The organism is Myxococcus sp. AM011 (assembly GCF_013372595.1).
Taxonomy (GTDB): Bacteria; Myxococcota; Myxococcia; order Myxococcales; family Myxococcaceae; genus Myxococcus; species Myxococcus eversor.
Genome location: NZ_JABXEM010000131.1, coordinates 1 through 23,369, shown reverse-complemented (window position 1 = coordinate 23,369; position 23,369 = coordinate 1). Strand labels below are relative to the sequence as shown.

At 67.3% G+C, this 23,369-nt stretch carries 11 protein-coding genes and 1 pseudogene; 7 read left to right on the top strand and 5 right to left on the bottom strand.

Going from position 1 to position 23,369, the window contains the following annotated elements:
• Positions 1-18: 18 nt before the first annotated feature.
• The 4 genes from HUW62_RS25745 to HUW62_RS25730 all read left to right on the top strand — a co-directional run bounded on the left by HUW62_RS25745 (position 19) and on the right by HUW62_RS25730 (position 7,677).
• On the top strand, positions 19-426 hold the full coding sequence (locus tag HUW62_RS25745; RefSeq protein ID WP_176435893.1) for a MarR family winged helix-turn-helix transcriptional regulator: 408 nt from the start codon (positions 19-21) through the stop codon (positions 424-426).
• 301 nt (positions 427-727) lie between these two features.
• Entirely contained in the window at positions 728-1,978 is a 1,251-nt protein-coding gene (locus HUW62_RS25740; protein ID WP_163864919.1) for a Tat pathway signal protein, read from the top strand.
• A gap of 55 nt (positions 1,979-2,033) precedes the next feature.
• On the top strand, positions 2,034-4,961 hold the full coding sequence (locus HUW62_RS25735; RefSeq protein ID WP_176435892.1) for a hypothetical protein: 2,928 nt from the start codon (positions 2,034-2,036) through the stop codon (positions 4,959-4,961).
• 271 nt (positions 4,962-5,232) lie between these two features.
• Positions 5,233-7,677 carry an aminotransferase class V-fold PLP-dependent enzyme gene (locus HUW62_RS25730; protein ID WP_217911543.1) on the top strand — a complete coding sequence of 815 codons (2,445 nt, stop codon included), beginning with the start codon at positions 5,233-5,235 and terminating at the stop codon, positions 7,675-7,677.
• Positions 7,678-7,941: 264 nt separating this feature from the next.
• On the opposite strand, the gene HUW62_RS25725 is transcribed toward HUW62_RS25730, so the two are convergent.
• The gene (locus tag HUW62_RS25725; RefSeq protein ID WP_176435890.1) at positions 7,942-12,879 is read right to left on the bottom strand and encodes a lamin tail domain-containing protein; all 4,938 of its coding nucleotides are present in this window, start codon (positions 12,877-12,879) and stop codon (positions 7,942-7,944) included.
• A 473-nt stretch (positions 12,880-13,352) separates the two neighbouring features.
• Here HUW62_RS25725 and HUW62_RS25720 point away from each other — a divergent pair, with 473 nt between their 5' ends.
• A complete protein-coding gene (locus HUW62_RS25720) occupies positions 13,353-14,291 on the top strand; it encodes a hypothetical protein (RefSeq protein WP_176435889.1) in 939 nt (312 codons plus the stop codon).
• 87 nt (positions 14,292-14,378) lie between these two features.
• On the opposite strand, the gene HUW62_RS25715 is transcribed toward HUW62_RS25720, so the two are convergent.
• Positions 14,379-18,773, bottom strand: a complete 4,395-nt coding sequence (locus tag HUW62_RS25715; RefSeq protein WP_368670482.1) for an amidohydrolase family protein — start codon at positions 18,771-18,773, stop codon at positions 14,379-14,381.
• Positions 18,774-19,352: 579 nt separating this feature from the next.
• Here HUW62_RS25715 and HUW62_RS25710 point away from each other — a divergent pair.
• Both HUW62_RS25710 and HUW62_RS25705 read left to right on the top strand, forming a co-directional pair.
• Complete coding sequence (locus HUW62_RS25710) at positions 19,353-20,651, top strand: glycerophosphodiester phosphodiesterase family protein (RefSeq protein WP_176435887.1); 1,299 nt, start codon at positions 19,353-19,355, stop codon at positions 20,649-20,651.
• A gap of 32 nt (positions 20,652-20,683) precedes the next feature.
• A complete protein-coding gene (locus HUW62_RS25705; protein WP_176435886.1) occupies positions 20,684-20,869 on the top strand; it encodes a twin-arginine translocation signal domain-containing protein in 186 nt (61 codons plus the stop codon).
• A 285-nt stretch (positions 20,870-21,154) separates the two neighbouring features.
• On the opposite strand, the gene HUW62_RS25700 is transcribed toward HUW62_RS25705, so the two are convergent.
• From HUW62_RS25700 to HUW62_RS25690, 3 genes and pseudogenes are all read right to left on the bottom strand, one after another.
• Positions 21,155-21,667 (bottom strand): hypothetical protein, encoded by a 513-nt coding sequence (locus tag HUW62_RS25700; protein WP_163864925.1) that lies wholly within the window; start codon positions 21,665-21,667, stop codon positions 21,155-21,157.
• Between the two features lie 225 nt (positions 21,668-21,892).
• Positions 21,893-23,113 (bottom strand): kelch repeat-containing protein, encoded by a 1,221-nt coding sequence (locus HUW62_RS25695; RefSeq protein ID WP_176435885.1) that lies wholly within the window; start codon positions 23,111-23,113, stop codon positions 21,893-21,895.
• A pseudogene (locus HUW62_RS25690) lies at positions 23,110-23,369 on the bottom strand (hypothetical protein); the annotation flags it as partial. The pseudogene HUW62_RS25690 and the gene HUW62_RS25695, both read right to left, overlap by 4 nt.

The window sequence follows — 23,369 nt, the reverse complement described above, 5'->3', positions numbered from 1 at the left end:
ATTTCCGCGCAAGGAGCCATGTCGAAAATCGACCCGGCGAGAATCTGGTCGCTCAACCACCGGCTGTTGATGGCGGTGATTTCCAGTGTCGCCTCCGACATCACCGCGTTGGGCCTCGAGACGAAGGAGTTGTTCGTGCTCGCGGACGTGGACGCGCACCCCTATCCGGCCGAGCTGGCGGCGTCCCTCTGCATCCCCAAGCCGTCGGTGACGCTGTACGTGAAGCGGCTCGAGGCCGCGGGCTTCCTGCGCCGTGAAATTGACACCGCGGACCTGCGGCGGCACCGGCTGCAGCTCACCCCGGCCGGCCGCAAGGTGATGCAGCAGGGGACCTCGCTGCTCTCCCAGGCGTTCGGCGAGAGGCTCGGGCGGCTGAGTGCCACCCAGCAGGCGGAGCTGCGAGTCCTGCTGGAGAAGATGAGCTGACCCTCCACGGGGCCGGGCTTGCGCACCAGCGCCGCGCGGCCTGTCGGAACGCGGCGGCGTTCCTACGGAACGCAGGGCCCTCATGCGGAGGGCGCGCTGGTTCCACGCAGGCCAGGCGCGCGGGGTCAAACGCGACACGTCGCCGCGCACTCGGAGTCGTGGCCTGAAGCGCACTCACCTTGTGAGGTCGTCACGGCCGTTCGAGGGGCGGGGCCCGCCGTCCGACGGAGCCTCTCCGGGTCCTGCGCGGCACCCTCACGAGGGGGTGAAGCACGGCACGAAATGTGGATTGCTGGGCGACATGCCGAGTGTCTACACCGTGTGTTTCTGTGGAACCGCCTGTGCGCGAGACGAGGGCGAAGTCACGCGCTACTGGGACTACAAGTACTTCGGGTTCCTGGCGAAGAACGACCGGCGCCTCATCAGCGACAAGGACATCTTCGACAAGGGCACGGGCTACATCCCGGTCCGGCTCCACACGGAGATCTCCGCCGGCCTTCGCGACACGAAGAAGAGCATCACCGTGCGCGGCGTCGGCGAGAACGACTGGCACGACCAGATGGACACCTGCGACCCGCTGGACAGCACCCTGCCCAAGGCGCCGGGGGAGCTGCGCGAGTACGCCCAGAGCTACTCGAAGGGCAACCAACGGTCCATGCTGGGCCAGGCGACGGGCTGGGCCGACGCGGCGCTCGCGCTGCATGCCGCGAGCAGCGCCGCGGCCAGCGGGGCGGAGCAGTACAACTTCGTGGGGCACAGCCGCGGCGCGGTCGAGTCCATCATGGCCGCCTGGTTCCTGTATGCCTATGGGGGGGACACCTTTCGAAACATCCCCATCAACATCTTCGCCATCGACCCCGTTCCGGGGACGGGCGGGTGGTACAGCATCCAGACCCAGTTGCCCCCCAATGTCGTCAACTATGTCGGGGTCTACGCCTGGGACCATCTGGATACGGGCTTCAGCGCGGTGATTCCCCGGCCCAACGCGTCGATGACCGGGCAGGAGGCCCACGCGGCCATCGAGGGCCGGGGACTGGGGACCACGTGGCAGACGCTCGCGAACAACCGCCAGCTGGCGGACCCGCTCCTCGCCTCCGACCTTCCAAAGCCCGAGCGGTATCGGCTCTACGCCACCCGGGGCCGCCACAGCACCGTCGCGGGAATCGGCACCACCGATGGTCTCTATGACGCCTCCAAGTTCAGCGACGATGTCGCGGCGGTCCCCAGGCTCCTCTACCGGATGGCGAGGGGTTATCTGACCCGGTGGGGAACGACCTTCCACACGAAGAGCGGGGTCCAGGATGGCATCAGACAGCTGAGAAAGAGAATCCATACGGCTCATTCTCATTTCGACGCCATGGCCGGCGGCCAGACACGGACGTCTCGTTACTACACGCGGCAGTCCGTCCGGCGTGTCTCCTCCATCCACGGCAGTCTTGGCTGGGACAAATACTACCTCGAGGACGTGGTGGGGACTCCCCCGTACAAGCTGGCCTATCCCTGCACCATCGAACAGGCCGGTGGTGGATGGGTGGACTGGACGTTCCTGTGATTCAGGCCGTGGTTTCCAAGAGGTAGCGCCCGCTCAAGCGAGGAGTGCGAAGACAATGAGTCAGATTGATGCGGTGCGAAGCAAGGTCGACCCACGCTATTTCAATCAGTTGAGCGGGCCGAGCTATGTGAGGGTCCTGGATACGCCTCGCATCTGGGGGCTCGACTTTGGCCCGGGCATCATGGAGCAGGCCCGGAAGCGCACCAGGGATTTCGAGAGAGCCATTGTCGAAATCATCCAGAAGTCCAAGTTCCGCTGTGACGTGGCCTCGCTCAACAGCCCGGACCCCGAATGGGCCAAGGTGATTCTGGGGGCGATGGATGCCGCGCTGACCGAGGACATGGGGCGCACGAAGCGCACCCAGTTCCGGTTCCTGTTCGGGCAGACCCCCATGCTCATCATGAACGGCACGGCGCCCCCGCTCATCGACTTCCAGGGCGCGCTCATCCGGCTGGTGAGGGCAAGAACGCGACACTGGAAGAAGAAGCCGGAGATCTGGATGGGGAAGTTCTACCGCCTCCGGGAGGGGCTGCTCTCCGGGCTCTACGCCAGCTTCGCCTCCAGCCTTCCGAGCTGGTTGGTGGCGGAGGGGGATGATGACTTCACCAAGATGACCTGGAATCACTCGAAGATCATCGCGGTGGATGGCGCCGAGTCCCTGGTGGGAGGGCACAACCTCAACATGGACCTGTTCACCAGCTATCCGCCCGTCCATGACGTGTCGGTCGTCATGCATGGCGAGGCGGCCCTGGGGGCGCAGCTGTTCCTGAACAAGATGTGGGAGTGCGGGACCGACGTATTCACGAAGGAGTATCTGGATGTCGACGCCGGCGTCTGGAAGAACGGTGATGACGTCGTCGGCACGCCGTGGGAGCTCAAGGACCCGTTGATCGAGCGGGATGCCAGCGACTATCGGGACGAGCTTCATGAGGTCCTCGCGCGGCTGCATGGCGGAGGCGGGGGCGAAGAGGTCGAGTCCCCGAAGCTTCGCTCCAGCAAGGGGCTCCTGTCGGCGTCGATCGAGGACCTGGACGAGGACGACGACATCCGGAGGTTCGACCTCCAGGGCCTGGACGAACTGGAGCTGCCTGTCTTCAAGGAGAAGAAGTACGCCTCCTACGCCGGCCTGGGGGAGTACAAGAAGGCGACCCGCGTCTTGTCGGTCGGGAAGTACTGGAAGGGCTCGAGTCTGGAGCTGGACTACGAGAAGGCGTCCGAGCTGATGAAGGAGGAGTTGATCAAGGGCGCGAAGCGCGTCCTGCGCTTGTCGCAGATGGACCTGGTGAGCGCGTGGAAGAAGAAGTGGTCCTCACACGTCGTCTGTCATTGGATCATGGAGGCGCTGCTCGCGAACGAGGCACTCGTCGTCCAGGTCGTGGTCTCGCCCCTGGACGCCGGTGCCGGTGCAGAGGGCGACCAGTATTCGTTCGGCTCGGGGGCGTGTCGCACGTTCGAGCTGTTCAAGTATTACATGACGCACGCCGTTGACACCGACACCCTGTTGCCAGACGCGGACGTGCGGGAGCGGGCCTTGGAGCGGCTGCACATCGCCCCGCTCTATTTCACGGAGGTCCCCGACGAGAGCACCACCGAGGGGGAGACCTATTTCTGGCCCGAGCTCTCGCCCGCGGGCTTCACGGCGACCTTGAAGCAGCCCTCGCTGACCACGGCGCCGCCGGACAAGGGAATCATCGGGAGCGCGTTCGGCTCGGTCCAGAAGGCGAGTGCCCTCCGGTTTCCCAAGGTCCCCTCCGCGCCGGGCAATCACGCGAAGATCATGATTGTCGACGATGAGTCGTATGTCGTCGGCTCCGACAATCTCTATCCGGGCTTCCTCTCCGAGTTCAACTACCTGGTGGAGGGGGAGTCCGCGGTGAAGGACCTGCTGGAGTCGTATTGGGAGCCGCTGTGGGATTACTCGGGGAGGCATTGTGTGAATCCCGGGTGCGCAGGCGGTTGCAAGACCCGGCAGGTGAAGCCGAAGCCGCGGCTGGTTCCTTCCATGGGATTTGGGATGGGGGTCTACCCCTCGCTGTTCGGTCGCGGGATGGGGAGTTCCATGCTCCTGGGCGGCCTGGCGTCGACCGCGTTCTTCGGCAAGTCGGGGCTCCCCATGTCGTCCGGCAAGGGCGGCTCGAAGCCGCTCTTCGGTGGTTTCGGCGGGGGGCTTGACGCGAGCCTGCTTCCTCCGCTGATGAGCGGAGCCAACCTGGGAAAGGTCAAGCGGCTCGGCAAGCCGTCGGCGCCAGAGAACCTCGACGCGCTCCACGAGCAGGACGAGGCGATTGCGATGGTGGGCATGGTGGAGCGGGAGCTCGCCAAGGAGGTGTCGCCGTTGCCAATCTCCCGGCCCTCGTCTCCGAAGGCCAAGAAGAAGGATCCGGAGCGCGAGTCCAATGGCGACAAGATCGAGGGGACTCACTATTACACCGATCGTCAAATCTACCGGCTCATGCAGCACTACATCGGGCATATGCCCAATGTCTTCGTGCGCCATGGCATCAATGGCCATCAGCTCAGTCGTCTTGGGCCGAACGCGTTCGACGATGTCCTGGCTGACATGTCCGAGGACAGCGAGCCGCGGGTCATCGTCATGCCCTACAACGTCCAGAACAACCATTGGGGGTTGTTCTACATCAAGGTGAGTCGAGCGGCGCTGGGGGGAAGGCGAGAGGTCCGTGTGCTCTACATCGACCCGCTCAACCCGATGATGGTGCCGCCACTTGGCCCTCTGCTGCGGCCGTTTCCGGAGCTCCTCGTGGAGCGGTGCACCATCACCTATCAAAATGACAACTACGGGGGCAGGGAGGAAGGACAGCACAGCTGTGGCCCGTGGATCGTCCACCTGTCGCGATGCCTGGTGCATTCCGAGGGCGCCTTGCCGCAATCCGCGTTGGATCCCCGCCAGGCCGCGAAGAAGCTCCGCACGGACCATCAGCAAGTGCTGAATGATCTCAACCAGCAGAGCCGCGACTTCCTCTGAGTCGGGCCCCGCACCCCCGGGTGGAGAGGCCGGTGCGGGCTTCTCCACTCGGGATTTCCCTGACATCGCGTAGCCCGCAATGGGATGATGTCTATTGGACATGGGTTGGATAAGGCATACATGGTGTGGGAAGGGTTCCGGGATGGGATTGGTTCTAGGATAGGCCAGTCGCCCCCAACACCCATCTGCCCATGTGAGCCCCCAAATGACAAGCACTGCCAGGCACGAATGCAAAACGGTGTCGGACCGCAAATGGAGTCTGACCTCGTTCATGGAGTTCTATGAGCGCGTGCTGGGACCGAAGCTGTTCAAACCCTACGGCGAGCTCCTCGTTCGTGAAATCCGGAAGGACCTCCGGCCGGAGGCCCCTGTCACGAACATCCTGGAGGTCGCCTGTGGGACGGGCCGGATCACCACGTACCTCTATGAGGACCTGGCCAAGCCGTTGAAGGCACAACTGGTCGCCACGGACCTCTCCAAGATCGCGATCGACCTGTGTCGGACGGTGGTGGGTGACGAAATCAACCGGAACGTCACCTTCCTGGCCGACGTCGACATGGCGGACATGCCTTTTGGCAATGACAGCTTCGACATCATCGTGTGCGGGTTTGGCCTGATGTTCCCGCCCGACAAGACGCGGGTCGCGCGCGAGTTCAAGCGGGTGCTGCGGCCGGGTGGGAAGATCTATGGAACGGTCTTCCACTACAACGAGCTGTTCGGCCTGGCGCGGGAGCAGTCCCAGAAGCACTTTGGAACGCCGTCGGCCATCCTGGACAGGGCGCTCAGTCTGAGCGACCACACGGCGATCACCAGCGCGTTCTCCCTGGAGGGGCTCTGTCGAGGCGTCAGCGAGGTCGCGACCTCGTGTCCCTTGTCCTTCTTCCTGGACGAGCACGACGCGAGAGAGTTCCTCTTCAACACCTGCATCCTGCTGGAGGAGTTCAACCAGTGCGATACCCTCACCCGGGAAGCGTATCTGGATACGATTCTCGGGGAGCTTCGTTCGCGGGTCCCCACCCAGCACTACGCGGTCAAGGCGTGGCTCCTGCGGGGGCTGGTCGATGAGGCCTGCAAGGAGACTGTCGCCCCGGGTGCGCTGCCGGACTTCGGTGAGCTGAGCGCGTTTCGTGGGATGGCGCCGGAGCTCGTCGAGAGTCAGAGCGAGCGGTTGATGCCTCGTTCCGAGGCGAATGCCCTGCGGAACTATCAAGCGATGAAGTCAGCCTTCCTGGCCGAACACCCGGAATATCCGGAGGGTGAAGTCGAAGCGCTGAGGCGGGACGAGTTCTCTCGCCTGGATGCACAGGGAGAGGCCTATCTGGACCACGTGGGAGGCGCGCAAGCTCCAGAGAGCCTCATCGAGCATGACCACCAGACCCTCAAGCGAACGATTCTGGGCAATCCGCACACCGGCTCGAAGGCCACCGAGGCAGCCTACGAGAAGGCCCGCTCTGAAATCTACCGGTTCTTCCGCTGCTCGCCGGACGACTACGAGATTGTCTTCACGCCCAACGCCAGCGGTGCCATCCGGATGGTCGCCGAGTCCTTCCCCTTCGAGAGCGGGTCGGACGTCCTGCTCGTCAAGGACAACCACACCTCCGTGCATGGCATCCGGGAGTTCGCGAAGTCCAAGGGCGCCACCGTCAAGTACGTCCCCCTGACCCAGGACCTGCGGATCATCGAGAGTTCGCTGCAGCGCTCTCTCGAAAAGCTGGATGACCGCCATGCCCACCTGTTCGCGTTTCCCGCTCAGTCCAACGCGACGGGTGTGAAGCATGACCTGAAGTGGATCCAGCTCGCTCAAGAGCGAGGAGCGATGGTCCTGTGTGATGCGGCGGCATTCGTCCCCTTGTCGCCGCTCGATATCGGCGCGCATCAGCCGGACTTCGTCCCTGTGTCCCTTTACAAGATCTTCGGATATCCGACCGGAGTCGGCTGTCTCATCGCGAAAAAGTCGTCTCTCCTCAGGCTGACCCCTCCGTCCTTCGCGGGCGGGTCGGTGTGTTACTACTCCGGGCCGTGGTCTCCCACGGACAGGTTGCTGCACCATGAGCATGGGCGGCAGTTCGAGGTCGGCACGCCCAACTACGCATCCTTCCACGCCATCTCCTATGGCTTCGAGTTCATCTCCAAGGTCGGGCTCGACAACATCCGCCTGCGAGCGAACGCGCTGGCTCGTTGGCTCGAAACGCAGTTGCTGCGATTGCAGCACGATATCAAGGCCAAGGGGCCCCTCTGTCGGGTCTATGGCCCCTCGCAGGAAGAGAAGGGCGCGACGGTCATGTTGAACCTGTTCGACTGTTACAACGCGGTCTTCTCGCATGCCCTGGTCAAGAGAGCCGCCGAGTCCTTTGGCATCACCGTGCGCAATGGCTGTTTCTGCAATCTTGGCGCGGTACAACACGCGACCTACACCACCGCCGGCGCGGAGCACTGCGAGCTCGACAAGACGGAGAAGGTCCTCGACTGCAAGACCTTCGATGACGAGATTCTCAGCAAGGGCCTCTGCGGAGCGGTTCGGGTGTCGTTCGGCCTCGGTTCGAACTTCCGCGACGCGTATCGCTTCTATCTGCTCGCGAAGTCCCTGCTGAACACCGAGGCCTCACGACTGCAGGACCATCTGACCGCCGCTGACGGCGACGGAGCGCAAAGCCTCGCCTTGGAACCGGTGGGGCAGGGCCTCGCGGACGCAGTCGCTGCGAGAATCAGCGATTGAGGGGTCAACTCGACTGGAGCATGGTGGGGGATGCTGTTTGCCACGATTGAGGGGAGAGCCAGATGTGCGCCCGAAGCTCGCTCTCTCCGCCGTGGCACTTGCCTGCGCCGCCTTCATCGCGACCGCGGCACTGGAGTCCGGGCCACCGACGCGAGCGTGGCGTCCAACCAGTGGCCCACACGCATCCGTAGTAAGGGTGAGGGCTGAAGCAGCGCGACAGACGCGGAGGTGCCCTGGATGCGAGGCACCTCCGCGTCATCGCTGTCAGTGGAAGAATTCCACCGGGCTCGCGGAGTTCTGCGGCTGCCGCGTCGTACGGGTCACGAAGTCAGCGCTGTTGTTCTCCGTATCCTGTCCGTTGCCGCGCGTGGCGTGCGCGCCGCCCACCGCCATCAAGGCGGAGGTGGAGGAGACAATGGCCTTTCGCTCCAGGCTTCCACCGGAGGCAGGGTGCGAAGGCGCGGCGGTGCCCTCGGGCGCGTTCGCGGTGCCCCAGCCCATGCGGTCCACGTCGACGTAGACCGTCCCCGACAGACGCTGGAGGCGGATGTGGCCTCCCGCGGTCGTGGACGAGGACGCATCGATGTTGTGGGTCGCATCCGCGGCGACCGCCCCCGAGTAGGCCGTGCCACCCACCAGGAAGTAGCCGTGGGAGGGGATGCTCCTGCCAGCGGCGATGGTGTACGTCGTGCTGTAGGTGGCCCCGGTGGCGGACTTGTAGCTGAGCTGCCAGCCGGACAGGTCCACCGCCGCGCTCGTCGGGTTGTAGAGCTCCACGAACTCATCTCTCGCGTTCGCTGTCGTTCCGCCGCTGAACTCGCTGATGACGATGTGGTCCGTCTGCGGCCCGGCGAGCACCGTCACGGAGCCGTAGGTGCCCGAGGGAGGCACGGCCACTCCGTTCTGGTCGCAGTACGTCCACGGCGCACCCGCATCCTTGAACCGGTAGCGGAAGCCGTACCGGTACGTCCCGGGGGTGGAGATGCTCAGCACGGCCTTCAGCTCGTCGTTGTTGGAGCTGGCCGGGCTGTAGCTCGTGTTGAAGTCCGCCGACGTCCACGTCCAGCCCGCCGGGTCGGCCGCATCCGTGCCATGGCCCAACTGCGCCTCGATGCCTGGGTAGAAGTCATTGCTCGTCTGGCTCCGCGTCGTGACATCGAAGCTGTAGAACTGGCTGTAGATGTCGTACGCGTCGAAGGCGAGGATGCTCGCCGGGTAGTTGCCATCCCCGGTCGGGAACGTCTTCGGGTACTGGATGGCGCAGTAGTTCAGCGGCTTCTCGACGTTCATCCCGCACTCGTCGTTGGCCTCGTGGGGCGTGCCCCGGTCTCCGCCCGAGAGAGCGCCGGACGAATCACACCAGTACCAGGGCCTGGACGCGCCCGCCGTGCCCACGATGCTGGACGCGAGGCTCATCGCGCGGCCCACCGTCCGCGGGAAGGCGTTGGTGTACTGGAGGCTCGTCACCGTGGTGCCTCCCTGCATGAAGGTGATGGACCCGGTGTTGTCCAGGTGCACGTTCGTGCCGTACGCATGATTCGCGTACACGCCGCCGTTCGTCCCGAAGTTCGCGTTCTGCGCGAGCACCACTCGCGAGCCCGGGTCGACCACCAGCGCGTGTCCATGGTTCAGCGTGAAGGGCGTGGCGGCTCCCACGCCGTCCACGAAGCTCACCGTCATGCCGTTCAGGTCCAGCAGCTTCGTGCTGGTGTTGGTCAGCTCCACGTACTCCGTGGTGCCGGCCGACGGGGAGTGCATCACCTCCGAGATGGCCAGCTCCCCCGCGCCAGGATGCGGCGCGGTGGCGCACGCTCCCGCGTGGCAGACGGCATCCGCGCCGGGGCAGGCCTCCAGCTCCACCGCTCCGATTTCGCAGGTCGGCTCGCTCGCGACGATGACGCACACCGACGAATACACCTCCAGGGACGTGCCGTCCTCCGCGCAGGCCGGAGCCGGCGGCGTGCACACGTAGTCGTCACAAGGATTGGTGGTGCTGGCGCTCGCGGTGGCCAGGGCACTGGCATTGCCCGCGCCGTCGAACGTCTTCAGGGCGAAGAAGTACGTCGTGCCCACCTCCAGGCTGGAGACGGTGAAGGACTCCGCCGTGCCCGGCGCCTGGGGCGCGCCCACACCCGTCACGACCGCGGCGGCCTCGAAGGTGGCCTCGGTGATGGCCTCCGTGGCGTACCGGACTTCGTACCGCGTCGCGGTGCCCAGGTCCCCGTCGTCGCCAGGTGCCGCCCAGTCCAGGCGGATGCTGGAGAGTGACAGCTCGCTGGCCACGAAGCCGCTCGCGACCGCTGGCGCCACCGTGTCGGTGATGACCAGGTCCTCGGAGGTGGAGGGCGGCAGGCCGCCCGCGTTGGCCTCGAATCGATACGTGCCCTCGTCCACCAAGACGAGGCCGGTGAAGGTCGCCACGCCGTCCACCGGGGAGCGCGTGGGCGTGCCCTGGGTGAAGCTCCCTCCCACGAGCGACAGCGTCACGTCCGTCGCGGCGTCGGTCACCGTGTTGCCGTAGGCATCCCTCAGCGCCACCCGTACGTCCGTCAGGGCCTGTCGCACCAAGCCCGTCGTGGGCGCGGAGACGAACGCCAGGGCGTCGATGGCGGCGGGGGTGATGGAGTACGTGTGCGTGCCCCTCAGGGTCGCGGTCACCACGTCCTCCGCGGCGACCTCCTGCTCGCCCGCGGTGCGCGGCTCCACGCTGAACACGTGCCGGCCCGCGTCCGCCAGGGTGAACGTGTAGGCGCCGGGGAGCACCGCCTGCGCATCCGTGGACGAGAACGTCACCGTGGAGGCGTAGCCCGTCGCGACGTTGCCGTAGGTGTCGCGCGCCACCAGCTCGTAGCTCAGCGACTGGCCGGCGGCGAACGGCCCCGCGCCCGCGATGACCTCGAAGGACGCGGCGGCGATGGAGCGCACCTCGGCGTCCACCGTGGCGGAGAGGCTCGAGGTGACGGTGTCCGTCGCGGTGAGGGACTGCGTCCCCGCCGTCTTGAACACCAGCCCGGCGATGAACTTCTGGCCGTTGTCCGCCGGGGTGAAGGTCGTGTCCGGAGGCAGCACCGCCTGCGCGTCCGAAGACGTGAAGTGCACCGTCCCGGCGTAGTCCCGCGCGAGGTTGCCGAAGGCGTCCGTCAATGACACGCCTGCTTCGAGCGCCTGTCCCGCGTCGACCGGCGACGAGAACTGCCACAGCACCAGCGTCGACACTGGCCCCGCGCGCACGGTGAAGGACTGGCTCTGCTGGCTGAGCGCTCCGGCCGTCGCGGTGAAGGTGAATGCGTCCGCCGTGTCCACGCGCAGCCCCTGGAAGGTGGCCACGCCGCTTGCGGCCGACACCGTCACCGCCGGGAAGAAGGCCTGGTCCGTCAACGTCAGCGTCACCGCGGAGGTGGCCGTGATGACGACGTCGCCGCGTGCATCCAGCAGCGCCACGCGCACGTCCGCGAGCGACGTGCCCGCCGCGCCATCCGCCGGCTGCGCCACGAACGCCAACCGCGTCACCCGCGGATGGGCCGTGGACACCGTCAGGCTGTCCGAGCGCGCGGCGTTGCCCTGCTTGTCCGTCACCTTCAGCGCGACATGGTACGTGGCGCCCGCCGCGAGCCCCGCCAGCGTCGCGGTCTGCACGGTGCCCGGAGGCGCCGGGCTGTCAATGGCGACCGGTGTGCTCGCCTCGAAGGCCGCGTCCGAGTCGATGGGAGTGGTGGAGTAGCGCAGCTCCTGCGCCGTCGGCGTCCCCTCGGTGCCGTCATCGCCCACGCTCGTCCACTGCACGGTGAGGCCCGTCTCCGTCGCCGCCGTCTGCGTCAGCACCGGCTTCGCGGGCGCCACGTCATCCACCACGGTGAGGTCCGCGCTGCCCGCGTCCGGCAATCCGTTCGCGGAGGCGGTCAGGCGGGTGACGCCATGGCCCGCCACGCTCAGCGTGGTGAACGTCGCCACGCCATCCACCGGAGCCGCCGCCGTCGTGCCCGACAGCGCGAAGCCCGCTTGCGTCAGCGACAGGCTCACCGTCGGCGCTCCCACCCGGGACGTGTTGCCGAAGGCGTCCTTCAGGGTGACCTGCACGGTGCCGAGGGCCGCGCGCGTCGACACACGCGTGGGCTGCTGGGTGAAGGCGAGGAGCGCGGGGGGCCCGGCGCTCACGCTCACGTGAAGGGTGAACGAGAGGGCGCTCGTGCCGTCGTCCAGCATCAGTCGCTGGCTCCCGGCGGTCTTGAAGGTGATGCCCGTGAAGGTGAACCGTCCGGCGTCCGACGGGGTGTACGCGTGCGCGACGGGGAGGCTCGCGGCCGCGTCCGTGGACGTCAGCGCCACCGTGCCCGTGTAGCCCGTCACCGTGTTGAAGTACGCGTCCTGCACCGTCACCTGGAGGTCCTGCGCCACGCCCGCCACCGCCGACTCCATCAGCGTGCTCAGCCCCACGGCCGCCGGAGCGCCGGGGAGCACCTTGAAGGTGGAGCTCGTGGCCGGCTCGAAGCCCGGGGCATTCGCGACGAACTGGTAGTCGTCGCCCGCCTTCTTCAGCACCACCTCCGGAAAGAGCGCCACGCCGTCCACCGTCGTCACCGTCAGCTGACCCTCCGGGACGACGACACCCACCGAGGCCAGCGACAGGGTGACTTCCGCGGTGCCGGTGGAGATGGGCGCCCCGGTGGCATCCTGGAGGACGACCTCCAGTCCCGAGAGCGGGGTACCCGCCACGCCATCCGGAAGCGCCCGTCGGAACGCGAGCCGCGAGGCCGTGGGGGCGACTTCGACGAACTCCACCGTGGCGGTGGCGGTGAGGGCGACGGTCAGTCCGTTCGTGTCCCGCACCGACGCCCTCACGGTCTTCACGCCTGGCGCCGTCGATACCACCAGCGCCCGCGCCTCGCCGTTGCTCCCCGTCTGTCCCGGAGGCACCGCGATGGACGCTCCCGCGCCTTCCACTGTCACCGTCACCGCGCGCCCGGACATCCGCGAGCCGTCCTTGGCCAGCACCGTCACCGTCACGGCGGCCTGGTCCGTGCCGTTGGCGAGCACTCCCGTCGGCTTGTCCACCGCCACCGTGGAGGCCGCCGCGTTCACCGTCCCCTCCGTCGAGGGCGGAGGTCGTGGTGCGACCCCGGAATCGCCACAGCCGAGCGATAGACCCAGACACAGCACGCTCAATCCCAGACAGCGGGCGAGCACTTCGAAACGTGGGGACATGAAGGACTCCGTACCGCGGGCCGCCCCCGTGAGGCAGTGACTGTCTGCGCGGGGTTGTGCTGCTTTCTAGCAGACATCCCTCGGCTACTCGACCGTGAGGCCGGAACATTGCGGCTCAAGTGGAGTTCGGAGATTCCTCGTTATGGCTCTGGGCGGGCACGTTTCTGCGGAAGAGGGGTGATGGCGGACTCGCCCGGGTCGTGGGGACTTGATGCCGCCTTGCGAGTCCTTGGAGGACGGGGAGGGGAGGGTGTTCCTCCCCCGCGGGTCCGGGCAACCGGGGTGACCTGGCCGCTACTGTTTTTGGGGCCTGCTCGCCTTCACACTGACGTGTTCCCACGCTGTCCGGAGAAGGCCCCTCTCGCATGCGCGCCCACAGCCCCAGGATGCCGAAGCACGTGGAGACGACTCACGATTCCGCGGGGAGGCAGGGGGCCGGGTCGGTCCAGCGTCTGGCGGACGCCTCACCTCACGTGAGCCGACTCAACGCCATCCAGGACACCGCCAGCCAGAGCCCTCGGGTTCAGCGGTTGGTGCAGATGAAGGCGATGCTCCAATCACCTCCCGTTCAGCGGATGCCCGAGCCCCAGGGCTCCGCGCCCATCCAGATGATGCGCGTCGTCCGCTGGATGGATGCCGACAAGAGAAGTGATTACATCTCGAAGCTGGCGGCAAACCAGCCCGAGGCCTATGCCAGGGTTCAGCGGGGGCTGGCTGGCGGAGGAAGAGGGCAGCTCCTGCAAGAGATTGACCGGCATGGCCAGGGCATGCTGGGTGACAACACGCCCTTTGTCTCCGTGGCCATCAACCCGTATTCCCTCTCCTGGGGGTCGGATGACTCGGAGAGCGGCGTGGACGACATCCTGCGCGGCGCTCCACATGACGTCTGGTTCGATGTGCCTGATGAATATCTCTATCCCGGCTCCACCGAGTTGTCTCAAAGCGAGACGGAGTTGCTCGTCCTCCTTCCACCGGGTGTCAGCCTCCAACAGTACATCGCGACCCAAGACCTGGGCGGGGGCGAGCAACCATTGATTGAGGACAATCGGTGGAAGGGGATGTCGACCCGGGCGCGGCGGGCCGCATTGCAACAGATGAACCCTGAGTTCACGAAATTGGCGGTTCGCGGCTCACGCGAGGGAGAAGAGGGTTCGTTCGTGGTGAAGCAAGAGGTGGTTCCGCCACCGTGGGAGGTGGCGGCGCAGGACCATCCCGCGCTCGTCTTCAGCGCGCTTCCGAGGAACATCCAGGCGCAGGTCGTCGACCTCGCGGCCGGGAACTGGGGGGGTGGAGACGCTGCCTTCAGGCGGGGCCTGGGCGAAGGCCAGGCCTGGGCGCGCGAATATCTGGCGAGCACCCTTCGCGACAATGATGCGGCCATTCGGCGAGCGATGAGCTCGCAAAGAACCTGATCAAAAGCATCGGGCGGCCCCTGAACTTCCAGGAGCCGCCCGAATCACTGCTTCACCCCGTCACGCGGCACGTGGGCCGCGCGTGCATCAGGGCGCGGGAACCGCGGTGATGACGTTGACCGCGCCCGGCGTCACGGTGGTGGTGAACTTGAAGTCCACCCCGTTGTCGTCGGTGTCCGTGCTCTGTGCGTCGCGGCACACCGAGCCCTCCACTGTGTTGCTGTCCGCCACCGCCGCCGTGCTCGTGGTGCCCTCCTGCATGTCGAACCTCTTGGAGGAGCCCGCGATGGTGGCCTGGGTGATGGTGGCCTCGTAGGAGAGCGAGTCGATGAGCACATCCAGCGCTCCGTCGTAGAGCGCCACGGCGTCCGCCGCCGGGCTCGCCACGCTGCCGCCGTTCTGGATGAAGTCCGAGGTCCCGCGCTGGAGCGTCTTCACCCCGGGACGACCCGCCAGCGGACCGACAACCGCGGCCGAGCCCACCACCAGGTACTCACCCGCGCCCAGCGTGCCGACCTCGGTGAGGTCGAGCTTCTGGTAGCTCGCCGGAGGATTCACCCCGCCATTGACGAACACCAGGAACGTGTTCGCCAGGGACACGGGGGCACCCGTCGGGTTGTAGATTTCGACGAACTCCTTCGTGTCCGTGTTGGGCTGGTCGTAGTCCACCTCGTTGATGACCAGGTGGCTGATGGCCGGGCGGCTCGCCACGGTCAGCTCCGCCGCCAGCTCGGTGCCGCCGTACGTCGCCGTCAGCCGGACGCCGCCGGCCGTCTGGCCCGCGGTGAACACCACCTGACCGCTCGTCTGCCCCTCGGCGATGGCCACCGTCGCGGAGGACAGCGAGCCCAGGCTCGAGTCAGGCGTCAGCGCCACGCTCACCGAGGCTCCCCCCACCGGGGCGGGGCGATCCAACGACGCGGTGAACGCCTGCGTCGTGTTGAAGTACACCGTCGCCGTCGAAGGCGTCAGCGAGACGAGCGCCGCGGGCGGCGGCGTCACCGTGACGTCGGACGTCCGCGTGATTCCCTGCAGCGACGCGGACACCGTGCCCGCTCCCTCACCCCGCGCATCCGCGGTGAAGAGGAACGTGGCGTCCGTCGCACCGGCGGGCACCGTCACCGTGGCCGGCACCGTGCCGAAGCGGGTGACCCCCGCGGCCGGCGTCGCCACCAGCGCCACGGCGAGGTCCGCCGTCGGAGCCGCGGACAGCACGACCCGGTACTCCTGCGTCTGCCCGTATTGCACGACCACCGGAGTGGAGGGCAGGAGCGACACGAGCCGCGGCGAGACCAGGTCCAGCGTCACCGCCGTGCTGGCGCTGCTGGCTCCCACCTGCGCCGTCACCGTGCCCTCGGAGACAGAGGCGGCCTCGTCGGCGGTGAAGGTGAACGTCGCCTGCGTCGCGTTCTTCGCCACCGCCAGCGTACCGCTCGCCGGGTTGAACGTGCCGAAGCCCGCCGCCGGGTCCACGCTCAGCGCGATGGCCGCGTCGGCCGGAGCCGGACGGTCCAGCGCCACCGTGAGTGTCACCGTGCCACCCGGCACGATGCTCACCGTCGCGGGAGACAGGGTCGTCACCAGCGCCTGCTCCGTCGCGCCCAGCACCCGCAGGGTCGACTGGAGCGAGACCGTGCCCAGGGTGGCGGTGAGCGTGACGCTCTGCGCCTGGGCCAGCGGCTCCACCTTCACCTCCGCCGAGGTCTGCCCCGCCGGAATGGTGACCTTCCCACCCGGAACCGCCAGGGCGGCCGGGTCGCTCGACGTCACCGTGATATCGACCGGCACCGAGTAGGTCGCGGACATCGTCACCGTGAGCGCCTGCGGGAAGGTGCTCTGCGCGCCCGAGCCCTCCGCGCGCACGAAGCCACCGGGCCCGAAGGCCGTCAGCGTGGGCGGCGTCCCCAGCATGTCGCCCGCCCCGCGGGGGACGAGCTTGTGGTCGTTGAAGTTGAAGGTCAGCAGGCCCCTCAGCGAGAAGTAGGTGGTGCCCACCGGCTGATCCGCGTAGTCGAACGCCTGGTCGTCCACCATGAGCGAGGGCTGGGCGACATCGCCGCTCTCGTTCACGCGGAACTCCTTGAAGTTGTTCACTCCCTCGGTGACCTTCACCTCGCGGAGCTCGACGAGCACGCCCTCGAGCGCCACCGCGCGAGGACCGCCCGTGCGCACGTCCGCCGCGCTCACGACGACCGGAGCCGGAGGCGTGTTGCCGACGCTGCGGCGGGTGTACGTCACGTCCGTCAGCTCGGGCAGGCCGCTGAAGATCGTCAGCGAGCCCTTGGTGATGTCCAGCCGGTCGCCCACGGCGAGGTCGCCCTTCGGGCCGTAGACGTACAGGCCGGAGTACTCGACGCTCTTGCCGGACGGCAGCGGATGCACCTGCACCCAGTAGCCGTTGGTGCTCGCGGCGCCCTTCACCACGCCCGTGACGATGACGTCCGACAGCGACACCACCTCACCCGAGAACGGCAGGCCTCCGTTCACCGGCGTCTTCAGGTCATGGATGGTCAGCGGGCACGCGGTGGTGCCCGGGTTCGCGATGGCGCACGCGTCGCACGCGTCGCCCTTGCCGTCGCCATCCGCGTCCGCCTGATCCAGGTTGGACACGAACGGGCAGTTGTCCTGCCACGTGGGCAACCCGTCGTGGTCGTCATCGCCCACCAGGTAGGTCGTGCACGCGCTGTTGTTCGCGGAAAGCGGGCACGGGTCGCACGCGTCGCCCAGGCCATCGTTGTCCGAGTCGAGCTGCTTGCCGTTGTCCATCGGGCGGATCGGGTTGAAGATGTTGGGGCAGATGTCCGCCGCGCCGCGCACGCCGTCGCCGTCCGGGTCGTCCGCCGTGCTCTGGCCGGAGTAGACGGTGGAGCTGTTCACGGACGCCGGCCAGGCGGAGTTGTTCGAGATGCGCTGGGGCGTGCACGCGGGCTCCGCCTCCGGGACACCGCAGGCGAACAGCGGGTAGGCAGTGGGGTTGGCCGCTTGCAGCGCCGCCAGGTTCTTGCCCACCTCGGACTGGACACAGGCCGACTTGGCCGTGCCACACACGTCCACCGCGTCACACGTCTCCGCGGCGCCCTTCAGTGCCGCCACCAGCGTCTGGTCGCCGTAGAGCGCCTTGCCCCCGCGCATCGTCAGCACCACGTTCGCTGGCTCGGCGGCGATGACCGCGCGGTGCGGCGAGGCGGTGAAGGTCGCCAACTGGAAGATGGACAGGTCGCCCATCTTGCCCGGCGCGATGCGGCCCACCTTCTCGTAGACGTCCACCGCCTCCGCGGCGTTGGACGTCACCATGCGCCACAGCTGCTCGTCGCTGAACGCGCGCGCGAACTGGCGGGTATTGAGCGAGTCCGCGCACTTCAGCTCGCGCAGGATGTTCATGGAGCCGGACTGCAGCCAGTCGGTGCCCAGCGAGATGCTCACGCCCAGGCGCTTGTAGGTCGTCACCATGGCGGTGTCGCCGTACAGCGCGATGTTGGAGCGCGGGGACCAGATGAGGCCCGTGCCGCGCGCGGCCATCAGCTCGATTTCCTGCGCCGTCAGGCCGATGCCGTGGATGACCGCCGTGCGCCCCTGCATCACGTCATTGGGGGCCGTGGACAGGCAGATGAACTCGTTGCGGGCTCCGGCGCTGATGCCCTCCGCGATGTGCGGCATGTAGGCGGCCAGCTTCGACAGGCCCGCGGTGGTGGGCTTCGACGTGTAGTCCGTGCAGCCCGAGGTCACGATGCGGCCGTTGGTGTCGCCCAGCGGGAAGGTGTCCGAGTTCGCGACGCCCTCCTCCAGGCCCTCCTGGCGAGCCACCGGGTTCTGGTCCAGGTTGCGCAGGAAGCCCGCGGCACCACCGGCGCCGGCGATGGACGTCGTGCCCGCCATCACATGGCGCAGCTCCGCGTAGCCCACCACGTCCGCGCCGCTCTTCGAGCCGCCGTTGCGAACCGTCGTGTGGCCGTTGGCGCCCGTGCGCCACTCGTTGCGATGCTCGTAGCGCTCCTCGGTGCCCGCATGCGGCTTGTCCGGATAGGTGATGTGCTCGTGCGGGTTGACGAGGCCCGGGGAGATGACACCCGTCGGGCAGGAGACCTGGGTGGCGTCCGCGGCGCCCTCGGCGGCGGAGCAGTCACACTGGGCGCAGGTGATGACGCCCAGCGCGTTCACCAGCACCTGGCCGCCCACCAGCGTCTCGCCGTCCTTGAGCACCACGCCCGTGAACAGGCGCGCGCCATTGCCGGCCTTCGTCACCGCGCACGTCGCCCCGTCCGCCAGCGGCGGCGCATCGGCGGCCGCGCAGCGCGTCTGCGTCAGCGTGCAGTCCGCCTGACAGCCGTCGCCGGAGGTCGTGTTGCCGTCGTCACATACCTCGGCGTCCTCGAGCTTGCCGTTGCCACACGCGGCCTTCTCCGGCGTCACGGTGCAGTTGGCCTCGCAGCCGTCGCCGGCGATCGCGTTGCCGTCGTCGCAGGCCTCCCCCGCCTCCTTCACTCCATTTCCGCAGGACGGGGGGCTGCACTCCGCACCCTCACATCCCGGCTTGTCATCGTCCGAGCATCCAACGTGGAACAACATCACCGCGGCGAGCGCGGCCAACAATAAGCGTGGGGACTTTCGCATCTGGTGGGTCTCCGAATGATTCCGGCCCGTGGGAGCACATACGTCCTTGACACGGCCCGAAGGTACTCGATGAAACATTTCAGCGACAGCCGACTCGGCAGGTCCCTTGAGAGAGAGGGAACGCTGGCAGCCACGGGTCTATCTCACCCCACGCGGGGGCCGTAAACGCCGGGTGTCACCTCGTCGTGACAATTCGCCGTGACGCCGCGCGTTGCCGGTGAGGGCCATCCCCCTCTAACTCCACGTCGGACCTGCACCCCGCGTCGACGTGCTCCCCTCGGAGGTGTTCGCCGGATTTCACCGGCAGTGGCATCGCGCGACGCCGCTTGGATCACGGCGTGGCAGGTTCTTGAGAGAATCGTCGCTCAACCTTGACGTTTCCGGCCGGGACGGAGGTGCATCTTGCGCGGGCCTTCATATCCAGCAACCCAGGAAGGAACCGGAAACCTCATGTACCCCAGAAGGTTGGTGACGCTCCTCTCGGCGACGCTCGCCGCGTGCATCTCGATTCCCGGAGTGGCCCCCGCGGGGGACGACGCGCGCGCGGCTGGGGAGTCCCGGTCGGAGCACACGCCGTCGCGCCGACTCAATGTCCAGGTGGGCGCTCGGCCCTATTACCTGGTCGAGGACATGGATGAGGGCCCCCTGAAGCGAAGGCTCCAGCAGTGCTCGGAGGGGCCGTTCTCCCGGACGGAGTTCTCCATCGGCCATCGCGGCGCGCCGCTCCAGTTCCCGGAGCACACGAAGGAGTCCTACGAGGCCGCCGCGCGCATGGGCGCGGGCATCCTCGAGTGCGACGTCACCTTCACGAAGGACCGGCAGTTGGTGTGCCGGCATTCGCAGTGCGACCTGCACACCACGACGAACATCCTCGCCATTCCCGCGCTGGCGGCGAAGTGCACGCAGCCCTTCCAGCCCGCGGACCCTGTCACTGGCAAGGCCGCCTCCGCGCTCTGCTGCACCAGCGACATCACGCTCGCCGAGTTCAAGCAGCTGTGCGGGAAGATGGACGCCGCGAACCCCTCGGCGACCACGGTGGCGCAGTACCTGGACGGGACGGCTGCCTGGCGCACGGACCTCTATTCCGCGTGTGGCACCGTGCTTTCCCACAAGGAGAGCATCGAGCTCTTCAAGCGCCTGGGCACGAAGTTCACTCCGGAGCTGAAGGCCCCGAGTGTCCCCATGCCGTACCAGGGCACCTATACGCAGGCCGCCTACGCCCAGCAGATGCTGGACGAGTACAAGCAGGCCCGCATCCACCCGAGCCAGGTGTGGCCGCAGTCCTTCAACCTCGACGACGTGAAGTACTGGATTCAGCGCGAGCCGCAGTTCGGAAGGCAGGCCGTCTACCTGGACGGGCGCTACGAGATTCCGGGCACCCGGTTCGACCCGAATGATCCAAGCACCTGGGTGCCGAGCATGGACGAACTGTCCGCGTCGGGCGTGGAGGTCATCGCGCCTCCCATCTACGTGCTGCTCACGCTGGATGCACAGGGGCGAATCATCCCGTCCGCGTACGCCAGGGCGGCGAGGGCCGCGGGCCTGGACATCATCGCCTGGTCCCTGGAGCGTGACGGCCCGCTGGCGAACGGCGGCGGTTTCTATTTCCAGTCCGTCAAGCAGGCCATCAACAACGACGGTGACATGCTCGTCGCGGTGGACGTGCTCGCCCGGCACGTGGGTGTCATTGGCATCTTCAGCGATTGGCCGGGCACGGTGACGTACTACGCCAACTGCATGGGTTTGTAGGCCGCGTTCAAGAAACTCGAAGAGGAGGCTGTATGCGATGGGACCGTCGTGACTTCCTTCGTCTCTCCGCGCCGGGTGGCGGAGCGCTGGCTTTGGGACCTGGATTCTGGAAGGAGGCGTATGCCGCGCCCGCGCAGCCGGGGCCCAGCCCGTATGGGGCCATGTCCGGCTCGGCGGATGGGCGGTTCTACCGCTTCACTCCGTCCGCTCGCCGCTGACTGGCGTGGACAACGTCACCGTGTCGCGCTCGGGAGACCTCTTCGTCGCCGAGGACGGCGGAAATCTGGAGATCTGCATCATCACTCCGGGCCCCAGCCGAGTGGTGGCGCCATTCATCCGGCTGGATGGACATTCGAGCTCGGAAATCACGGGCCCATCCCCCCGCTCTCCGGTTTCACAAGCTGCATGGCTCATTTGCAATCATGAGTCATGGCAGCACGGGTCGGGCTGATTCTTCAAGGCGCGCCGCCCGGGAAACCCACGAGCGGCGCAAGGGACGGCGACTACATCGCGCCGGAACAGTTCTTGGTGTGGGCGCCCGGCGGGCACCAGTAGTTGGTGATGTTCAGCTGGGCCTTGGTGCCGGTGCGCGCGTCGCAGGCGCTGCCGCTGCTCCAGTTGGACTCATGAAGGGTGATGCGGTTGGGCTCAGCGGCGGTGTTCACGCTGTGCACGAACGCGGTGTGACCGGCGGAGTTCGACCCGAGGATCATTGCCACGCAGCCCACATGCGCATGGTTGCTGTTGATGATGGCCTTCTTGTCCGCCCAGGTGAACAAGCCGTAGGGCAGATTGATGCCGTAGGCATCCTGCTCCGTCCGACAGCGCGCGTAGAGGACGCATTCGTCGTCACAGGAAGAGGCGCAGGCGCCGTCGAAGGCCTGGGCCGACACTTCGCGGTCGTCCACCTCCGCTGCGATGGGCTCTGGCTGCGCGGGCACCTGCTCCTCGCTGGGGCCACAGCCGGTGAAGGCCAGGCAAAGGATGAGGGCGACTGGCTTGGACTTGAACGTCATGGGACTGCCTCCGTAAGGGAACGATGCGGAGTCAGCCTATCAGAATACTTGCTTGATAGTCTTGAATTGCCTGTTTGGCTGCTTGCTGCGCCAGGTTGGACCGAGTGGGCTCTGGAGCATCACCACTCGGGCCTCGGCCTGCTCACGCCTCACGATGTGCACCATGTAGACCGCGCGGCACTCTCACCCAATCTCGGTCTCATCCGCGTTGACAGGTTCCGCGGCTCACGGCACGTACTGCTCCGCCGAGCGCTCCGCGCCCTCCGCCCCCAGTCCCCCTATCACCAGCACCCCGCCGTCCTTCAGCGGCGTGGCCGTGTGGAAGGCGCGAGGGCGCAACAGCTCGGGCCTGCTCACCCAGCCCCGGTCGGGGTCATAGAGCGCGACATCCTTCACCGGCGCCGCATCCCAGCCCGGCAGTCCGCCGACCACCAGCACGCCTCCAGAGGTCAGCGCGGTCGCCGTGTGGTGGGCCCGAGGAACACTCAGCCAGCCCGAGTCCGTCCACGTCCGGGTGCTCGGCGCGTAGAGCTGCGTGCTGGTGCTGAATTCAGGCCCGGCCGAGCCCACCACCAGCACCTGCCCCAACGACGGTACCAGGGTGGCGGTATGGCCCGAGCGAGTCTCGGACATGGCGTTGGGCGCCGCCGTCCAGCTCCGCGTGCTCACGTCATAGACATCCGCTGTGTCGCTCGCGTCGATGTGGCCATAGCCTCCCACCGCCAGCACCCCGCCCCCCGGCAGCTCCGTGGCCGCGAGCGCATTGCGTGCCGCGGTGAGGTTGCCCACGCTCGACCACATCTCCGTGTCCGGCTCATAGAGCTCGGACGTCGTGAGCCCTCCCTCGTCGTCCTCGCCGCCGCCCATCACCAGGACCGCTCCGGAGGACAGGAGGACCGCGGCATGGCTGGCGCGCGCGTTCGCCATGGACCTCGCGGAGGTCCACGAGCCGCCATCCGCCGGGTCGTACAGCATCGCGCTCCTCAGCGCCTCCGTCCCCACGCGTCCCCCCACCACCAGCACCTTGCCGTTCCCCAACATCGTGGCCGTGTGGAAGGCGCGAGCCGCCGACAGGGTCCCCGCATCGGTCCAGGTGCTCGAGGCGAGGTCATACAGCTCGGTCGTCGCCACGGCCGCGTTCCCGGCCTCGAAGCCGCCCACCACCAGCACCTTGTCATTGCCCAGCAGCGTCGCCGTGTGGCCGAACCGCCGCGCGCCCATCGACTGGACGGGCTCCCAATGCGGCTCCGCGGGCCCCGCGTCCCCCGCGCCGCTCCCATCGGGAGCACCGCCATCGTCCCTGTCCGGGACACCGCCATCGGCGCAGAGCTCCGGCTTCTTGCGGCACACCTCTTCCACGGCCGCATCCACGTCGAGACAGCCGCCGACGGCCTGAAGTCCCAGCGCCAGCACCCCCGCCGCGGCGACTCGAAGCAGGCCCCTCACGGCCACCTCCCGGAGACAAAGGCAGACGTCCCGTCCGTGCCCACCGACAAGGCCATGGCATCCCCGGGTCCGCCCATCAGATACATCCCCGTCGCGACTCCCAATCCCACCGCGCCGCCCACCAGCAGGCCCACGCTGACCGTCTGGAGCGAGCGCGTGCGCGACGCCACCTTCCGCGCATCCTTCTCCGAGCCGATGTCCTCATCTGGCCCGTCCAGCCTCGCTCTCTCCCCCGAGGCCACCCACCACATCACCC

What these genes read in the sequence shown, in the direction of transcription:
- HUW62_RS25710 (WP_176435887.1), top strand. Translation starts at nt 19,353, where the DNA reads ATGTACCCCAGAAGGTTGGTGACGCTCCTCTCGGCGACGCTCGCCGCG.
- HUW62_RS25740 (WP_163864919.1), top strand. Translation starts at nt 728, where the DNA reads ATGCCGAGTGTCTACACCGTGTGTTTCTGTGGAACCGCCTGTGCGCGA.
- HUW62_RS25725 (WP_176435890.1), bottom strand. Translation starts at nt 12,879, where the DNA reads ATGTCCCCACGTTTCGAAGTGCTCGCCCGCTGTCTGGGATTGAGCGTG.
- HUW62_RS25700 (WP_163864925.1), bottom strand. Translation starts at nt 21,667, where the DNA reads ATGACGTTCAAGTCCAAGCCAGTCGCCCTCATCCTTTGCCTGGCCTTC.
- HUW62_RS25735 (WP_176435892.1), top strand. Translation starts at nt 2,034, where the DNA reads ATGAGTCAGATTGATGCGGTGCGAAGCAAGGTCGACCCACGCTATTTC.
- HUW62_RS25730 (WP_217911543.1), top strand. Translation starts at nt 5,233, where the DNA reads ATGGAGTTCTATGAGCGCGTGCTGGGACCGAAGCTGTTCAAACCCTAC.
- HUW62_RS25745 (WP_176435893.1), top strand. Translation starts at nt 19, where the DNA reads ATGTCGAAAATCGACCCGGCGAGAATCTGGTCGCTCAACCACCGGCTG.
- HUW62_RS25705 (WP_176435886.1), top strand. Translation starts at nt 20,684, where the DNA reads ATGCGATGGGACCGTCGTGACTTCCTTCGTCTCTCCGCGCCGGGTGGC.